This window comes from Niallia sp. HCP3S3_B10 (assembly GCF_052064465.1).
Lineage (GTDB): Bacteria > Bacillota > Bacilli > Bacillales > Cytobacillaceae > Niallia > Niallia hominis.
Genome location: NZ_JBQHVO010000004.1, coordinates 41,130 through 57,893 on the forward strand (window position 1 = coordinate 41,130; position 16,764 = coordinate 57,893).

The following is a 16,764-nucleotide window of genomic DNA, read 5'->3' on the forward strand; positions in this document are numbered from 1 at the left end:
CTTTCGTATAGTTCCTTTGGGTTTATTGTAATTACCTTTCCCATATATAGCATCAACTACAAAATTAGCTATCTTTGGAATTTTTAAAAGAACGTCATAAGCAAGAAAGACCTTATTTGAATGAATGATTGTATGGAGGTTCTTTCTACTGCTCCACTGTTTTTGATATAATAATACTTTAGTACAAATTCAAGCGGTGGAGGAAATAAAATAATGAGCAATTTGCCTAATTGTCCGAAATGTCATTCGGAATATACATATGATGATGGGACACTTTTGGTTTGTCCAGAATGCGGATATGAGTGGACGTCAAACACTGATTTGGAAACAGACGGTGATAATAGAGTGATCAAAGATGCAAATCGAAATGTTTTGAACGACGGAGATACAGTTACGGTAATCAAGGATCTTAAGGTAAAAGGCAGTTCCTCTGTTTTAAAGCAAGGAACAAAGGTGAAAAATATTCGCTTGGTAGACGGTGATCATGATATTGATTGTAAAATTGCTGGATTTGGAGCAATGAAATTAAAATCGGTATTTGTAAAGAAAATATAGGCGTTTAAGAACAAGGCAGTCAAAGGGACGGTTCTACTGGAGGACAATTAATATTGTTTTACAGTAGAACCGTCTTTTTGCAGCTTATAGAACGAACATTTCATAAAGTGCTTCTGTAATATCTTCTGGTGAATATCCACGAACCTCTCGTTGAAATAAATAGGAATCACTTTTTAGAGCGGCTAATAAAATATCTGCTTTAAAGACATTGGTGTCAGGTTTTTTTGAAGTGCTGTTCATTTCATTAAATAGGTTCACAAATTGCTGATGCAATTGATCGTGTAAGGGACTGCGCGTTCTGGGTTTTGAGGGGGGGATGCTTCAGAATCCTCTACACCTTTAAGCAATTGGGCTTTGCTTTCTCTAAATTGGATGAATAAACGAATAATGCCTTTTAATCGCATAAAGTTTTCCAGTGTATTAAAGTACGGTGGGATGACTGTCCTTAAGGAGTACAAGAGGAAAAACGAGTGGTTGGAATAAATTAGTTTTAACATATGACTATATGTATAATCATAAATTACAAATATAAAAAAGCCCAAACAATTAGCCGAATCCTTCGTTGGTATCTTCGTATAATTGTTTGGGTTCATCTTAAATTAGCATATTTATATCTTCATATTTTTGCATGTCTAGTTAGCCTAGTACAAAAGCGTTTTAATTCCTATTTCTTTTAATTAAATAAAGAATTATGCAATGTATTCCGCCATTTTTCGATAAATCCTTCTTTTGGAGGATCAATGTTCATTAAATCAGGTGTATAGAACTTAAAGCGATTTTTTCCATTGTTTTTCGCATAGTACATTGCTCTATCCGCATTTTCAAGAAGTATTTCTTTCGTTTCACCGTCATTCGGATAGAGACTTATACCAACGCTAACAGAAACTTTGGCTTCCGCTTTGTTTATGGAATATGGTTGCGAACTACTTTGGATAATCCGGTCTGCAATATTTTCTAATTCATTTTTTGATGATTCTTCTACGATAACAATGAATTCATCTCCACCAATTCTGCTTATAACATCCTCTTCTCTTAAATTATCTTGGAGTCTTGAAGCTACTTCGATAAGCAATTGATCTCCTGCGTCATGCCCTAACGTATCATTCACATTTTTAAACCCGTCCAAATCGATAAACATAATGCCAAAACAATGCCCATGTCTTTTTGACCGAGCAAATGTTTTTTCAATATGGCGGTCGAGTGCTTTTCGATTTGGTAAATCAGTAAGGTCATCAAGATACGCCATTTGTTTGAGGTTCAATTCTAGCGTCTTTCTGTCTGTTATATCTATTAATCTATTAAATGACCATTTATTTTTGAAACAGTACCGTTTTTATCGATAATAGGAATAGCTTTTTGAACGACCCATTTTACATGGCTCTCGTCTTGAATGACCCGATATTCGACCTTACTAGGATGTCCTTTCAACAATTTATGTTCAAATTCTAAGATTTTTGTAAATTCTTCCGGGTGAACATATTGTTTATAATCAAAGGGATACTTTAGCTCATTGTTAATAGTTTTTCCGAAAATCTTTTCTAAATCCTTTGAGAAATTTATTAGTCCATTTTGAATATCAACAGAATAAATAGAGCCTTCTAGTGAATGAAGTAACCGCACATAGTCTTGAATAGTATTCGATAATTCTTTCTCTCTTTCCTCGCGCTTTTTTAGAGATTCTTTGAGGATCTGACTTTGCTTAGTTAGCTCAATTGTTCGACTCCTCATTGTCCATAGTAAAAGTAAAAACACTATAATAATTCCTATTCATATTATTTGCTTTTGTTTAAAAAACGTTAAATTTAAGACTGTCATTAAAATAGATAGGATTATTACTAATATTGTTCTATTTATATTCATATTCTCACCTTGTTTCCATATGGAATTTCTATTCTTATTTCGACCACTAATCCATATTTTACACTATTTATTTCGATTACCTTTAGGGAACACTGAAATATTTAAATTTACAGATTACTGGAGTAGCGACTAGATGCAGTATTTGCTTCTATATCACACTGGAATGGGCTCTGAGCCGCGTGTAAGCTCTTATAAATTTTTACAGTTAACATAACGATTCTGATGTCACCTTCCCACTATGCCTTCTCCTTTTTTTACTCAAAAAAAGACTTCTTTCATTGCTTCAACACGTCCTCTGCATTCCAGTTCATATTTAGTTCATATTTGTAATTTATTATCACTTCATAAGATGAATAGAGGAGGATTTACTTTGAATCAGATGACTAATAATAAAAAGCTTATAGATAGCAGGGAATGGGCTGTGGAAGCCAATGGGCTCGTAAAGGTATTTGGTGATAACCGTGCCGTTGATGGAGTGGATTTACAGGTTCGCACAGGTTCTATTTATGGTGTGCTTGGTCCTAATGGTGCGGGGAAAACAACTACAATTCGAATGCTCGCAACGTTGCTAAAGGCAGATGCAGGTTCTGCAAAGATCTTTGGATACGATATAGGAAAGGAGCCACAGCAAGTTCGCCAATTGATTGGTGTAACAGGTCAGTATGCTTCTGTTGATGAGTCACTAAGCGCGACAGAAAATTTAATTATTTTTTCTCGTCTATTAGGTTTAGGACGTGCAGAATCAAAGCGTAAAGCGATGGAATTACTAGAAGAGTTTGGCCTAACGGAGGCAGCCAAACGTCCATTGAAAAATTTCTCAGGTGGAATGCGAAGACGACTTGATTTAGCTGCGAGTCTTATTGCACAACCCCCGCTTATCTTTTTAGACGAACCAACTACTGGACTCGATCCACGAACACGCAATCAAATGTGGGAGACAATCCGGAAATTAGTAAAGGGAGGATCAACCGTATTACTGACCACACAATACCTGCAAGAGGCAGATGAACTTGCTGATCGAGTTGCGGTCATTGACCATGGTAAAGTGGTTGCAGAAGGAACTGTTAATGATCTGAAGGAATCTATCGGTACATCGTCCTTACATTTAAGTATTCAAGATGAGCAATATATGCAGGAGGCTCGCTTAATCGTGGAGCGTGTGCTTAAGGTCCAATCAGCTGTATCAGCAGAAGGCGGAAAAATTACAGCACCTATGGCAGATGCTGATAAAGTAACAGATTTACTTATCACGCTAAAAGAGGCTGGTATTTCATTAGCTGAGCTTAGCGTGCAAAAACCAACATTAGATGAGGTTTTTCTTACTATCACTGGTTCAAAAGAAAATACTGCAAATAAAGCTAGTAAATTGGAGGAATTAGCATGAGTAGCACTACAATGAAACCAATTCGTGAAAGAAAGCTCCGGGGAAACTCAAGTTTTCGTCAGGCGGTTAGAAATTCATTAACAATGGCCTACAGAGGTTTACTTAAGATAAAGCGTACGCCTGAGCAGTTATTTGATGTAACTTTACAGCCGATTCTTTTTACACTTATGTTTACGTATATTTTTGGAGGGGCGATTTCTGGCAATGTACAAAACTATTTACCGGTCATTATTCCCGGTATTCTCGTTCAAACGGTTATTACAACATCTGTTGTGACAGGAGTTCAGCTGAGGGAGGACATGGATAAAGGGGTATTCGATCGATTTAAGTCTCTGCCGATTGCCAGAATTGCGCCTTTGGCGGGAGCATTGCTTGCTGATACGATTCGTTATACGATTGCCACAACCCTTACGTTTACAATGGGATATATAATGGGATATCGACCAGAAGCTGGTATCGGTTTTGTTATCTTAGCAGGACTTCTTGTGATTGTTTGTTCATGGGCAATTAGCTGGATTTTTGCTTTCTTAGGCGTTATTTCGCGAACGGCTTCTAGTGTACAAGGAATTTCCATGATTGTGTTATTTCCGGTGACGTTTCTTTCCAATGCCTTTGTTCCAGCTGATACCATGCCTCATTTTCTTCAATTATTTGTAAAGATTAATCCAATCTCTCACTTGGTTACAGCAGTAAGGGATTTAACGAACACGGGGACAATTGGCTGGGATTTCACCATCTCCATTATTGGAGCGGCGGTAATAGTAGCTATCTTTGCTCCAATGACTGTACGTGCTTATATGCGTCGTGCATGAGTTTTAGATAAAATAATAGAATAATGAAAGAAGAACGGTCAATAATTTGGCGGTTCTCCTTATTTCTTTAAAAGGAATGATAATATGGCAAAAATACTGATAGTAGATGATGACCCACATATTAGAGAATTAATTCATGTTATTTTAACAAAGGAAGGCTTGTCTAGTGTAGAAGCAGGAGATGGAGAAATGGGTCTGTCTTTACTCGAACAGGATAAAATTGATTTAATTATACTTGATATTATGATGCCGAATATGGATGGATGGACATTTTGCCGGGAAGTACGGACTTATTATACAGATACATTGCCAATCTTAATGCTGACTGCAAAAGGAGAGACTACGCAAAAAGTGAAGGGTTTTGACCTTGGAGCAGACGATTATTTAGTAAAGCCCTTTGCTCCAGCTGAGTTAGTTGCAAGAGTAAAAGCTTTACTTAAACGCTATCAAATCTCCCTTTCGAATCGTTTGGAAATTGGCAATGTCATGATCGATCGGGACTCGTATAAAGTGTCGATTGGCAAGGAGGAGATTACCCTGCCATTAAAGGAATTTGAATTATTATTTAAACTTGCAACCCATCAAAAGAAAACTTTTTCAAGGGAACAATTAATTGAAGATATTTGGGGCTTTGATTATGAAGGGGATGAACGAACAGTTGATGTTCATATAAATCGATTGCGCCAGCGGTTCCCTGAAGAGGAATGTCCCTTTAAGATAACGACGATTCGTGGTCTTGGTTATCGATTGGAGGTAAGACAGTGAAGAGAAAGGTAGCAAAATTCATAAAACGAACAGCTGGTTTCCTTGCAATCATTCTGTTTTTACTATTATGCTGGTCACTAGCCTATGGGCTAACAGCATGGCTTTATGATGTAATCCAAATAACGCCCCGAGATTTCATCAGGCAATTAATGAATTCTTTAGTGGGATTTTTCTTTTTTGGCTGCTTAATATCGATTATCACAAAAATTCCATGGGTAAGATCAAAACAAGACAAACACTTGTATCCAATCATTCAGGCAATAAAGATGATAGCTGAAGGAAATTTTAATATCGATCTTTCTTATTATAAAAATCAGTTTCGTGAAGGAGACAATGATCATCCTTATTATCAAATCGTAACAAATATAAGTCACATGGCAGAAAAATTAGGAGAAATGGAAGAACTGCGTCAGGAATTTATCTCCAATGTATCCCATGAAATCCAGTCACCCTTAACTTCTATAAGTGGTTTTGCCCATGCCTTGAAAAATGATGATTTAAGTTCAGTAGAACGCAAACACTATTTAAGCATTGTTGAAATGGAAAGCATCCGTTTGTCTAAATTAAGTGAAAATCTATTAAAGCTTACTTCTTTAGAATCGGAACATTTGCCTTTGAATCTAAAAGAATACCGTTTAGATTATCAACTCCGCCGGATTATTCTTGCCAATGAGCCCCAATGGCCAGAAAAAGAAATTAATATGGATATCGTTCTACCAGATGCAACGATTACTGCAGATGAGGAAATGCTTGATCAAGTATGGATTAATTTACTTCATAATAGTATAAAATTCACGCCAGAAGGAGGTACTATAACAGTTGAGGCATTTAAATCGGAGAATGGGATTATTACTGTTAAAATAAGAGATACAGGAATCGGAATGGACCAAGATGCACTCATGCATATATTTGAGCGTTTTTATAAAGCAGATAAATCAAGAAATCGGAACATGGGGGGAAATGGTCTCGGTCTTTCCATTGTCAAAAAAATCATTGATTTACATGAAGGAGAAATTCAAGTACAAAGTGAGATGGGAAAAGGAACAGAAATAACAGTAAAAATTGGGAAGCGGAGGTAAGGTTCTAATGAGGTCGATTAACCCGACCTCTGCTTCTATTTTCCAAATAAGGAGCGATTAAGATGGTAAATAAAGTTTTCTTAAATGATTTTGCATTATCTGTTTCCAATTATAAAGAGAAAAAGGTAAAAAGTACCGATTCTGAGAAGCTGTTAACAAGGCTAAGCTTTGAATTTAAAGTAAGAGGTGGGGAAGAATACCACGTAGTTACGAAGTTTTTATACGAAAATGTATTTGATGTAAATATCCCTAATGAGCAAGTGGCTTTTAGAGGGAAAATCAACAAATATTCCACTTCCTATACCAATTTCTCCGATGAAAACAGCATTAGTGATTTCTTTTTGGAATTAGTGGAAGTGGAATAAATTCAGAAGGGAATTAGCAAAACAGATCATCTTTATCGGATTTAGAGATCTGTTTTTTCTTATATATACACGGAAAGGGAGGTTCTCTATATGAAATTAAGTATTTTAGATCAAGCACCTGTTTTATCTGGGAAAACCTCTCAAGATGCACTTATAGAATCAATGAAGCTTGCCCAATGTGGAGAAAAACTAGGATATACAAGATATTGGATTGCGGAACATCATGATTTTCCCGGCCTTGCTAGTTCTGCTCCAGAAGTAATGCTTGGGTATATTGGTGCCAATACAGAAAAGATAAGAATTGGTGCTGGAGCCATATTATTACCACACTATAAACCGTATAAAGTAGCGGAAACATTTAATATGCTAGCGACATTATTTCCAAATCGAATCGATCTAGGAATAGGGAGAGCGCCAGGAGGATCTGCCGAAGCTTCGATTGCTCTCTCTGGGAACTTTTTAGAAAATGTTCGGAATATGCCTAACTCCATTAAAGAGCTTCTACATTTTTTATATAATAACTACCCAGCTGATCAGATGTTCTCCAAAATAACAGCACACCCTTTTCCTGATGTGGCTCCTGTTCCATGGATTCTCGGAACGAGTGAAAAAAGTGCTATACAAGCGGCAGAGCATGGGACAGCCTATGCATTTGGACATTTTATGAGCGATAGAGATGGAATCGAGATTGTGAATACATATAGAAGCTCATTTAGACAAAATGGTGGCATTCAGGAACCTCAAGTGATTGTAACGATATCGATTATTTGCGCGGAAACAACAGAACAGGCTGAAGAGCTGGCTTTAAGCTGGTTCCTATCGAAAATCCAAACGGATAAAGGGAAAAAAAATAAAGGCATTCCCACTATAGAAGAAGCAAAAAATTATTCTTTTACGAGTGAGGAACAAGAAAGAATGAAAGAAATGCGTCAAAAGATGATTATTGGAAATCCAAAAGAGGTTAAAAAGGAATTGGTTGAGCTGCAATCAGCGTACAATGCAGACGAAATGATGATTGTGACTATTACGAATAGCTATGAAAGTAGAAAGAAGTCTTATGAGCTTATTGCAAAGGAAATATGGTAATATTTTTTAAAACGTAAGGAAAGAAGGTCATTCAAATGAAATTGAGTGTACTGGATCAATCTGTTATTAGTAAGAATTTAAATGCAGGGTTTGCACTTCAAAATACAATTAAATTGGCAAAACGAACAGAGGAGCTTGGCTACACTCGTTTTTGGGTTGCTGAACATCATAACTCCAATGGAATTGCTGGGACTTCCCCAGAGGTTCTTATCTCGACTATTGCCGCACAGACAAATAAGATACGTGTAGGCTCTGGTGGCGTTTTGCTTCCACAATATAGTCCTTTTAAAATTGCGGAAGACTTTAAGGTGTTAGAAGCATTGTATCCGAACAGAATGGATTTAGGGATTGGACGTTCACCAGGTGGATCTGCGCCTACTCGGCTAGCTTTAACAGATGGAATGAGAAAAAGCTTAAATGAATTCCCGCGTCAGGTTACGGCACTTCAAGAATATATAGCCAATACGCAATCTAATCAAGAGGTCCAAGCGTATCCATCCATTGAAACTCGACCAGAAATTTGGATGCTAGGTGTCTCGCAGCGGGGAGCTAGATTAGCCGCAGAAAAGGGAGCTGCTTTTACTTATGGGCACTTTATAAATCCAATCAGTGGCAGCATTGCGATGAAACATTATCGGGAGAACTTCCAGCCGTCTAGCATTCTTAGAAACCCACAAGCAAATGTATGTGTATTTGTTGTTTGTGCACCAACACAGGAAGAAGCAGAAGAAATGGCAGTTAGCCAAGATCTTTGGCTGCTAGCAATTGAAAAAGGCGAAGACACTTTTATTCTTTCAAAAGAAGAGGCAAAAGGGATTCAGCTATCAGAAGAAGACCAAGCAATTATAAGAAAAAATCGAAAACGAGCGATAATTGGGACGCCCAAAAAGGTAAAAGACGAGATTTTGCATTTAAGTGAAGTCTATCAAACAGAGGAATTTATGATAATCACCAATATTTATGACTTTGAGGACAAAATGCAGTCATATACCTTATTAGCAGAGGCCATTCTTTAAATTTGGCTGTTTGATACGAAAGCAGTCTTAAACTTTGAATGTAAACACTTATTAAATTTAGCTATAATAATGTAAAAGGGGGTGCTTACAGTTGGAGAATCACATACGATTGTCTGATACTACTTCCACTCATGCAAAGCCTATTATTAGAAAGGCGATACTTTGCATGGGGCGAAACAAGTAATTTTTATCGCTAACTAATATTTTGGCTTTGCACCTTATTTTAGAAAAAAATAAAAATAAGGGAGCGGGCAAAATTGAAGTATACAAATGCAACGAATGTTTTACCTGAAAAGCTTGTTGTAGAAATTCAAAAATATGTTCAAGGTGAGACCTTGTATATTCCGAAACAAGAAAATGCGTATAAGAAGTGGGGAACTTCAAGTGGTGGAAGAAAAATGCTAGATGGCCGAAACAATGCAATAAAAGCAGCTTTTGCTAATGGAAGCACTATTCAGGCATTGGCAATAGAATATCATCTCTCCACGGAAACAATTAAGAAAATCGTGTACTCACATAAAAAGAAAGACTAGCACTGGTGACCTCTCATCAGTGTTTTTTATGTAAAAATTGTTTCTCAATCATCTTTTCCATTTTAGAAAGGGAGTGAGTTTTACTAAAATAGAAAGACAGGACACAACAAAATAATAGGAGAGAATGCAATGACAGAACCATTTATCAAAAATGAACAACTGAATTTTATTAAAAAACAGATCGCCATTATTAAGGATAGTATGAATAAAAGCTTACCTAAAACAGTGTTAGTTGCCGTAATAGAATTAGCTCATGCGAAAGTTTTAGAACTTTTTCCTCAAGCATCAAGTGAACAGCAAGCGTTATTGGATATTTCCAAATGGAAAACAAAGAATGAATACGATCAATACATCGAGGGACTTACTGCATATGTATTGCCATTTCCGAAACTGACGGAACAACAACTAAAAAAATTATTTCCAAAGCAAAAGAAATTAAAATTACCTGATTTAACAACAATCGATCACCATAAACTAACCTATTTAAGCTGGACGGATGGAAAGTCTAATAGAAAATTTATTATTTATGATTTAGAAGGACAATTAGTAGGAATGGAGGGGAAAATGACAGCAACTAATAAAAAAAATATTTGCTCTTTCTGCAATAGCTTTGGAGAAGTTGCTTATTTTTCAACGATTACCAAAGACAAAAAACCCAAAAATGCAGATTATTACAAGGCTATTGGAAATTTTATTTGTACAGATAGCAGCGAATGCAATAGGAATATAGACAATACCGCATATTTGCAAGAATTTTTTCAGACCGCAGAAGGACGGCGCTACTGAGGACATCATCAGTAGAACTGTCCTTTTGCTTGTATTTTAATTACCTGTGCTAAGGTTATCAATCCTCTTTCTAATTCATCGAATGTAGCATAAGAATAGGATATGCGCAGATGCTGATCATCTGTTTTATCATAAATGATTCCTGGATTGATAAGAATTCCTTCACGAAGTGCTAAATCAAATAGCTTTCGTGTAGAGATGCTTGGCTTTAGTTTTAGCCATATATAGAACCCGCCTTTAGGAGAGAGCCATGTTGCAATATCTGAAAAATATTTCTTTAATAATCCCATTGTAAAATCTCTTCTATACCTGAGCTCAGCTTTTACGTCCTTTAGAAAATCCTCATATAAGCCATGATGCAGCCAGCTTTCTACAACAGACTGAGATAAGGTGCTGGAACCATAATCTGTCTGCATTTTTATATCGGCTAAATGCTCTATGACTGGTTCTGGTCCTACAATCCAACCAATTCTCAGTCCAGGACTTAAGGATTTGGAGATACTGCCAATGTAAAGAACATTTCCTTGCGTATCGATTGCTTTTAAAGGCCTAGGCGGAGGGCTGTCCAGCCATAAATCTCCGTACACATCATCTTCAATAATAGGAATCGATTCTTTTTGGCAAACTGCTATTAAGTCAGCTCGCCTCTTTTCAGACATTAATGTACCTGTTGGATTGTGAAAATTAGGGATGGTATATAGTAATGCTGATTTTTGCTGGGTCTTACTCTTAATTCGTCCAATAGCATCGTACGCTAACCCTTCTTCATCAAGAGGAAGTCCTATTAAGTTCATTCCCGCAGATTGAAATACATGAATAGAATTTAAATAGGAGGGGGCTTCGTGAAAGATAGTAGACCCTCTTTTTAATAGCCCAATAGAAAGTAATTGCAATGCTTGAAGTCCTCCTGAAACGATTAAAATGGATTCAGAGGAAGTTATAATTCCTTTCGTCTTCAAATAGGCACTTACTGTTTGGCGTAAAGCTAAGCTTCCCTTCGGTTCTGTATATCCAAGAGAGAGATTTAATTTTCCGCTAGATTGAAAGGTTTGTTCCATGCGTTCTTTAGGTAGCAATTCTGGAGAAAGCTCACCTGTTCCCAACCTAATAATACTTGGATTTGCTTCTGCTTGATTAATTTCTTGGATGATAGAAATGTTTGGTTGATGTATGCCTGATTTTACATAACTAATCCAATCTGGCGGAGGAGTAGATGCAAGCAAGCTCCACGTATTATTTATTACCTTTGTTCCGCTCCCCACCTTTGCTTCAATTAACCCATCAGCAGCTAGTTCCTCTAGGGCTGTTATAATGGTGCTTCGGTTAACTTGGAATTGCTTGGCTAAATTCCGTTGAGAGGGGAGCTTCATACCAATTGTCCATTCTCCATGCGTTATTTTCTTTTTCATAAAGGAAGTTATTTGCTGGTGTAAAGAAACGGTTGAGCTTTTTTGTGGTTTCCATTCAATTTCTGCCATGAGTATACTCCTATCTTTATTTTCTCTTATTTTATCAAAATGGTTGGGTTAATGACCATCCAATTGGATGGAGACAGAACGCCTCTTCTTCGCTATTCTGTAGGAAGAAGAGGGGGAATAAGGATGGAAGCATTATTACATGGAATGATATTGGCATTTGGGTTAATACTACCTTTAGGCGTTCAAAATATATTTTTGTTTAATCAAGGAGCAACACATAAAAAATTCACATATGCGTTACCGGCAATCATAACAGCTAGTATCTGTGACAGTTTACTAATCTATTTAGCTGTTGCTGGTGTCTCTGTGGTGGTATTTACCTTTGCATGGGTAAAAGCATTTTTGTTTTTTATTGGATTCTTTTTCTTAGTATATATGGGATGGGCTATGTGGAAGAGTGCTGCGGAAGTGGGAATTAAACAAGAAAAAATACGGTTTTCTCCACGTCGACAAATTACGTTCGCCGCCTCCGTTTCTTTATTAAATCCACATGCAATTCTGGATACGATTGGAGTCATCGGTACAAGCTCTCTTGCTTATAGTGGTGAAGAAAAAATTATTTTTGCGGTTGCTTGCATGAGTGTTTCATGGATATGGTTTTGTTTTTTAGTTTTGCTAGGTCGAAAGCTTGGGCAAATTGATACCCATGGGATCGTTTTAAAGCGCATGAATCAGCTATCTGCCATAATCATTTGGGGAATGGCACTTTATTTGGGAACAAATCTGTTAACCTTGTAGAGGACCATGGCCACGTCTGTTAATCTATTTGGGCATCCAAAATGACAACCTACCAATATTTCGCTATAATGAAAAGGTTGTAATTACCCTTCAAATGATAAAGGGGGTTTTTTTAGATGATTCAATTGCATAATGTCAGTAAAAGTTATGCGAATTACCAGGTCATTAAGTCTATTAGTTTAGCGATACATAAAGGAGAAATCTTTGGGATAATTGGTGCGAGTGGTGCTGGTAAATCGACATTACTTCGTCTAATGAATTTATTAGAGGCTCCAGATACAGGAGAAATAGAAGTGGATGGGCGAAATCTGACTAGCTTGAGCTATAAAGATCTTCGTAAAGCTCGTCAATCTATTGGAATGATTTTTCAGCATTTCAATCTTGTTGCTAATAAGACGGTTTATGAAAATGTTTTAGTGTCTTTAGAACTTGCACGTTTTCCGAGGAGAGAACGAAGAAGTCGCGTTATAGAGTGTCTTCAATTTGTTGGATTAGAAAGCTTAATGGAGAAGTATCCTGCCCAGTTAAGTGGTGGTCAAAAGCAGCGTGTAGCCATTGCAAGAGCCATTGCCAATAATCCGCAAGTTTTGTTATGTGATGAACCAACCTCTTCACTTGATCCGAAAACGACAGCTGAAATTTTACGTGTATTAGAGGATGTAAATAAACGGCTAGGCGTAACGATTGTAATCGTCAGCCATGAGATGGAAGTAATTAAAAGTATATGCAATCGAGTGACGGTCATTGAAGACGGTGAAATTTATGATACAGTGGCAATTGAACCAAAAGGAATACAGCAAATCAATAATACTTCAAAACGCTTGGTAGAGCAGCTGAAAAAGGATGGTGAGCTAGACCATGCCTGAGATATTGATTCAATATAGAATGGAAATTTGGCAATCAATTGGACAAACCTTTGTAATGGTTGGTATATCTATTTTAGCAGCCATTATAATAGGTCTTCCAGTTGGTACCTTGCTTTTCTTAACTAGAAAGGGCAAAATGTTGGAGAATCCTTTTGTTTTTTCTACGCTGAATTTAATAGTAAATATTATTCGCTCGTTTCCATTTTTATTATTGGTTGTCTTCCTTATTCCGTTTACAAGAATAATTATTGGAACAGCCATTGGAACAGCTGCTGCAACTGTTCCATTATCCATCATAGCAATCGCTCATTATTCTCGTTTAGTGGAGCAATCCCTTTTGGAAGTACCAAAGGGTGTTATAGAGGCAGCCATTTCGATGGGGGCATCTGTAAAGGAAGCCATCTTTAAATTTCTTTATGTAGAAGCTCGTTCAGGACTTGTATTAGGATTAACAACATCGATTATTAGCTTTATTTCTTATTCGACAATTATGGGAGTTGTCGGGGGCGGAGGTATTGGGGATTTTGCCATTCGCTATGGATATCAGCAGTTTAAAACAGACTTAATGATTTATATGATTATTATAATGGTTGTTTTTGTACAGCTTATACAATTTACTGGTACAGCAGTAGCAAAAGTGATTGATAAAAGGTAAAGACAGGAGAAAAAAATGAAAAAAATATTATTTTTAATGATGATAGGTATATTCGTGTTGGCAGCTTGTGCGAAAGAAAATGAGTCAGATAAAAAGGATGCACAGAATACAGAAAAAGAAGAAGTAACATTAAAAGTTGCTTCCTTAATTCCTCCAATGACTGAAATTCTTGAACTTGTAAAGCCAACATTAGCAGAAGAAGGTATCAACCTTGATATGGTTGTATTGAGTGATAACGTGCAACCAAATACTGCTCTTGCAGCTGGAGAAGTAGATGCAAACTTTTTTCAACATGTTCCATATATGGAGGAATTTAACCGTAGTAATGATGCAGAGCTAGTTCCTGTTGAAGAAATCTATTTTGCAAACTATGGTGTGTATTCAAAGGAATATGATTCCATGGATAAAGTACCAGATGGAGCGGTAGTTGCGATTGCAAATGATGTATCCAATATTGACCGTTCCTTAGCATTGCTGGCTCAACATGATGTAATTACATTAAAAGAGAAAACGGGATCTTATTATACAAAAGCAGATATTGTAGAAAATCCGAAAAATTTAAAGTTTGAAGAAGTAGATTTATTAATGCTTGCTAGAATGTATGATGACGCTGATTTAGTTGTAATGACACCAGCTTATGCATCACCGCTTGGCTTAACACCAAAAAGCGATGCATTGCTAACAGAAGGTGTAGAGAATGACTTTGCGATTACGTTAGTAGCTCGTAAGGATAATGCGGATTGGGAACCAATTCAAAAGCTAGCAGAAGCTATGACGAGCCCAGAGGTTCGTAAATTCTTAGAAGAAAATTATGCTGAAACAGCGATCCCTGCCTTTTAAATGCAAGGTTCTTGGAAGCATATTTTATTGATAAATAGCATATCAATGCCTTATCCCAGTTTTTCTTAGGGTAAGGCTTCTTTTGTTTGGACAATTCTTGTTCATTTCTGACTTTTAAAAAAGGAATAACTATCGTATAATAAAAGGAAACTATTTAAAATTTTTTGAAAATAAATGAGGCTTTAACCAGGTAAATGCTTGAGACAGAAAAAATGTATCAGTTTAATCGCGCCAAAAAGGGAACGCTTACATTTTTCTGAAAATCTAAAAGTATAAGGAAGGTTAAAATGAGCAGACAAGAAACGAAAACAGACGTTATTTTAATTGGTGCCGGGATTATGAGTGCAACGTTAGGGATGCTTTTAAAAGAATTAGACCCTAATCTGCAAATTACAGTGTTTGAAAAATTAGCAAGTGCAGGAGAGGAAAGCTCCAATGAATGGAATAATGCGGGAACGGGGCATGCAGCACTATGTGAGCTAAACTACACAGTGGAAAAACCAGATGGCTCAGTAGACATTAAGAAGGCGTTAGAAATCAACGAACAGTTTCAAGTTTCCTTGCAATTTTGGTCTTATCTTGTAAACAATCAAGTACTACATAATCCAGAAGACTTTATTATGCCATTGCCACATATGAGTCTAGTATTAGGGGAAAAGAATGTGGATTTTTTACAAAAGCGTTTTGAGGCAATGGTGAGAAATCCGCTGTTTGAAGGAATGGAATTTTCAAAGGATCCGGAAAAACTGAAAGAGTGGATCCCTCTAATAATGCAAAACCGTGATTATAAGGAGCCGATAGCAGCAACTAAGATGGATTCAGGCACAGATGTGAATTTTGGCGCTTTAACGCGACTGTTGTTTGCCAATTTAGCAAAAAAAGATGTTGGAATTCACTACAAGCATAGTGTGAATGATTTAAAACGAACAGCAGATGGCCATTGGGAAGTGAAGGTGCAAAATCTAGATAGTGGCATCACTGAAACTCATTCTGCCAAGTTCGTCTTTGTCGGCGGCGGTGGAGGTAGTCTACATTTACTGCAGAAATCTGGCATTCCTGAAGGGAAGCATATGGGCGGATTCCCGGTAAGTGGAATATTTTTAGTGTGCAAGAATCCAGATATTGTTGCCAAGCATCATGCAAAAGTATATGGGAAAGCAAAAGTTGGGGCTCCACCAATGTCTGTTCCTCATCTGGATACCCGTTTTATCGACAATAAAAAATCTTTACTATTTGGTCCATTTGCAGGGTTCTCGCCCAAATTTTTAAAAACAGGCTCGATGTTTGACTTAATTTCATCCGTCAAACCAGATAACTTGTTTACCATGTTGGCAGCAGGTGCCAAAAATATGTCTTTAACAAGCTATTTAATTCAGCAGCTCATGTTATCCAAAGAGAAGCGCATAGAAGAGTTACGGGAATTTATTCCGAATGCTAAAGCAGATGATTGGGATCTTATTGTAGCAGGTCAACGTGTGCAGGTAATCAAAGATACAGAGGCTGGGGGCAAAGGAACACTTCAATTTGGTACAGAGGTTGTGACTGCTGCTGATGGTTCGATAGCAGCATTGCTTGGAGCTTCACCTGGAGCTTCTACTGCTGTTCATGTCATGCTTGAAGTTATTCGAAAATGTTTTCCAGAGCAAATACCAGAATGGGAATCAAAATTAAAAGAAATGATTCCATCATATGGAATACCATTAAAGGAAAACCCTAAGCTTCTGCATGAAGTTCATACATTAACTGCACAGACACTTCGTTTAAGTGAGAAAAAACCAATTTATAACTAATAGTTGATTGGAAAGAGAAGCTAGTAATATGGGAGAAAAAATTTTTTAAGCACATCCTTTAAAGTCACTATCATTTATTGCTCGGTTGATAATGAAAGAATCCTCTGTTTTACTAATTGTTTGAACTAAATATCATATACAAAAGGACTTTCATCT

The 16,764-nt window shown here is 36.8% G+C and carries 18 protein-coding genes; 15 read left to right on the top strand and 3 right to left on the bottom strand.

Features of this window, described 5'->3' with window-relative positions:
- Window positions 1–213 precede the first annotated feature (213 nt).
- On the top strand, window positions 214–555 hold the full coding sequence (locus tag ACTNDN_RS03805; protein ID WP_441130796.1) for a zinc ribbon domain-containing protein YjdM: 342 nt from the start codon (window positions 214–216) through the stop codon (window positions 553–555).
- A 673-nt stretch (window positions 556–1,228) separates the two neighbouring features.
- Here ACTNDN_RS03805 and ACTNDN_RS03810 read toward each other — a convergent pair.
- Window positions 1,229–1,816: a diguanylate cyclase domain-containing protein gene (locus ACTNDN_RS03810; RefSeq protein ID WP_441130797.1), complete on the bottom strand. Its 588-nt coding sequence runs from the start codon at window positions 1,814–1,816 to the stop codon at window positions 1,229–1,231.
- Between the two features lie 29 nt (window positions 1,817–1,845).
- Entirely contained in the window at window positions 1,846–2,307 is a 462-nt protein-coding gene (locus tag ACTNDN_RS03815; RefSeq protein WP_441130798.1) for a PAS domain-containing protein, read from the bottom strand.
- Between the two features lie 487 nt (window positions 2,308–2,794).
- Here ACTNDN_RS03815 and ACTNDN_RS03820 point away from each other — a divergent pair, with 487 nt between their 5' ends.
- The 9 genes from ACTNDN_RS03820 (at window position 2,795) to ACTNDN_RS03860 (ending at window position 10,241) form a co-directional block, all read left to right on the top strand.
- Window positions 2,795–3,799, top strand: a complete 1,005-nt coding sequence (locus tag ACTNDN_RS03820; RefSeq protein WP_031535491.1) for a daunorubicin resistance protein DrrA family ABC transporter ATP-binding protein — start codon at window positions 2,795–2,797, stop codon at window positions 3,797–3,799.
- Window positions 3,796–4,611 carry an ABC transporter permease gene (locus tag ACTNDN_RS03825; RefSeq protein WP_048719157.1) on the top strand — a complete coding sequence of 272 codons (816 nt, stop codon included), beginning with the start codon at window positions 3,796–3,798 and terminating at the stop codon, window positions 4,609–4,611. Before ACTNDN_RS03820 ends, ACTNDN_RS03825 begins: the two co-directional genes overlap by 4 nt.
- 84 nt (window positions 4,612–4,695) lie before the next feature.
- Entirely contained in the window at window positions 4,696–5,376 is a 681-nt protein-coding gene (locus ACTNDN_RS03830; RefSeq protein ID WP_031535487.1) for a response regulator transcription factor, read from the top strand.
- Complete coding sequence (locus tag ACTNDN_RS03835) at window positions 5,373–6,455, top strand: sensor histidine kinase (protein ID WP_441130799.1); 1,083 nt, start codon at window positions 5,373–5,375, stop codon at window positions 6,453–6,455. Before ACTNDN_RS03830 ends, ACTNDN_RS03835 begins: the two co-directional genes overlap by 4 nt.
- 62 nt (window positions 6,456–6,517) lie before the next feature.
- Complete coding sequence (locus tag ACTNDN_RS03840) at window positions 6,518–6,820, top strand: DUF3219 family protein (RefSeq protein WP_441130800.1); 303 nt, start codon at window positions 6,518–6,520, stop codon at window positions 6,818–6,820.
- Between the two features lie 90 nt (window positions 6,821–6,910).
- The gene (locus tag ACTNDN_RS03845) at window positions 6,911–7,906 is read left to right on the top strand and encodes an LLM class flavin-dependent oxidoreductase (RefSeq protein WP_048718620.1); all 996 of its coding nucleotides are present in this window, start codon (window positions 6,911–6,913) and stop codon (window positions 7,904–7,906) included.
- Window positions 7,907–7,941: 35 nt separating this feature from the next.
- A complete protein-coding gene (locus tag ACTNDN_RS03850) occupies window positions 7,942–8,922 on the top strand; it encodes an LLM class flavin-dependent oxidoreductase (RefSeq protein WP_109768075.1) in 981 nt (326 codons plus the stop codon).
- A 257-nt stretch (window positions 8,923–9,179) separates the two neighbouring features.
- On the top strand, window positions 9,180–9,455 hold the full coding sequence (locus ACTNDN_RS03855) for a CD3324 family protein (protein ID WP_031535475.1): 276 nt from the start codon (window positions 9,180–9,182) through the stop codon (window positions 9,453–9,455).
- Between the two features lie 129 nt (window positions 9,456–9,584).
- Window positions 9,585–10,241: a FusB/FusC family EF-G-binding protein gene (locus ACTNDN_RS03860; protein WP_031535473.1), complete on the top strand. Its 657-nt coding sequence runs from the start codon at window positions 9,585–9,587 to the stop codon at window positions 10,239–10,241.
- Between the two features lie 8 nt (window positions 10,242–10,249).
- On the opposite strand, the gene ACTNDN_RS03865 is transcribed toward ACTNDN_RS03860, so the two are convergent.
- Window positions 10,250–11,719: a PLP-dependent aminotransferase family protein gene (locus tag ACTNDN_RS03865; protein ID WP_441130801.1), complete on the bottom strand. Its 1,470-nt coding sequence runs from the start codon at window positions 11,717–11,719 to the stop codon at window positions 10,250–10,252.
- A gap of 123 nt (window positions 11,720–11,842) precedes the next feature.
- Here ACTNDN_RS03865 and ACTNDN_RS03870 point away from each other — a divergent pair, with 123 nt between their 5' ends.
- The 5 genes from ACTNDN_RS03870 to ACTNDN_RS03890 all read left to right on the top strand — a co-directional run bounded on the left by ACTNDN_RS03870 (window position 11,843) and on the right by ACTNDN_RS03890 (window position 16,608).
- Entirely contained in the window at window positions 11,843–12,457 is a 615-nt protein-coding gene (locus ACTNDN_RS03870) for a LysE/ArgO family amino acid transporter (protein ID WP_048718628.1), read from the top strand.
- 116 nt (window positions 12,458–12,573) lie between these two features.
- Window positions 12,574–13,323 (top strand): methionine ABC transporter ATP-binding protein, encoded by a 750-nt coding sequence (locus tag ACTNDN_RS03875; protein ID WP_048718630.1) that lies wholly within the window; start codon window positions 12,574–12,576, stop codon window positions 13,321–13,323.
- The gene (locus tag ACTNDN_RS03880) at window positions 13,316–13,978 is read left to right on the top strand and encodes a methionine ABC transporter permease (protein WP_031535464.1); all 663 of its coding nucleotides are present in this window, start codon (window positions 13,316–13,318) and stop codon (window positions 13,976–13,978) included. Before ACTNDN_RS03875 ends, ACTNDN_RS03880 begins: the two co-directional genes overlap by 8 nt.
- 15 nt (window positions 13,979–13,993) lie before the next feature.
- The gene (locus tag ACTNDN_RS03885) at window positions 13,994–14,818 is read left to right on the top strand and encodes a MetQ/NlpA family ABC transporter substrate-binding protein (protein WP_031535462.1); all 825 of its coding nucleotides are present in this window, start codon (window positions 13,994–13,996) and stop codon (window positions 14,816–14,818) included.
- Between the two features lie 287 nt (window positions 14,819–15,105).
- Complete coding sequence (locus tag ACTNDN_RS03890; protein WP_031535460.1) at window positions 15,106–16,608, top strand: malate:quinone oxidoreductase; 1,503 nt, start codon at window positions 15,106–15,108, stop codon at window positions 16,606–16,608.
- Window positions 16,609–16,764 lie beyond the last annotated feature (156 nt).

Coding starts and splice junctions, on each gene's coding strand:
- ACTNDN_RS03805 (WP_441130796.1), top strand. CDS start 214: ATGAGCAATTTGCCTAATTGTCCGAAATGTCATTCGGAATATACATAT.
- ACTNDN_RS03820 (WP_031535491.1), top strand. CDS start 2,795: ATGACTAATAATAAAAAGCTTATAGATAGCAGGGAATGGGCTGTGGAA.
- ACTNDN_RS03825 (WP_048719157.1), top strand. CDS start 3,796: ATGAGTAGCACTACAATGAAACCAATTCGTGAAAGAAAGCTCCGGGGA.
- ACTNDN_RS03830 (WP_031535487.1), top strand. CDS start 4,696: ATGGCAAAAATACTGATAGTAGATGATGACCCACATATTAGAGAATTA.
- ACTNDN_RS03840 (WP_441130800.1), top strand. CDS start 6,518: ATGGTAAATAAAGTTTTCTTAAATGATTTTGCATTATCTGTTTCCAAT.
- ACTNDN_RS03845 (WP_048718620.1), top strand. CDS start 6,911: ATGAAATTAAGTATTTTAGATCAAGCACCTGTTTTATCTGGGAAAACC.
- ACTNDN_RS03850 (WP_109768075.1), top strand. CDS start 7,942: ATGAAATTGAGTGTACTGGATCAATCTGTTATTAGTAAGAATTTAAAT.
- ACTNDN_RS03860 (WP_031535473.1), top strand. CDS start 9,585: ATGACAGAACCATTTATCAAAAATGAACAACTGAATTTTATTAAAAAA.
- ACTNDN_RS03865 (WP_441130801.1), bottom strand. CDS start 11,719: ATGGCAGAAATTGAATGGAAACCACAAAAAAGCTCAACCGTTTCTTTA.
- ACTNDN_RS03870 (WP_048718628.1), top strand. CDS start 11,843: ATGGAAGCATTATTACATGGAATGATATTGGCATTTGGGTTAATACTA.
- ACTNDN_RS03875 (WP_048718630.1), top strand. CDS start 12,574: ATGATTCAATTGCATAATGTCAGTAAAAGTTATGCGAATTACCAGGTC.
- ACTNDN_RS03880 (WP_031535464.1), top strand. CDS start 13,316: ATGCCTGAGATATTGATTCAATATAGAATGGAAATTTGGCAATCAATT.
- ACTNDN_RS03885 (WP_031535462.1), top strand. CDS start 13,994: ATGAAAAAAATATTATTTTTAATGATGATAGGTATATTCGTGTTGGCA.
- ACTNDN_RS03890 (WP_031535460.1), top strand. CDS start 15,106: ATGAGCAGACAAGAAACGAAAACAGACGTTATTTTAATTGGTGCCGGG.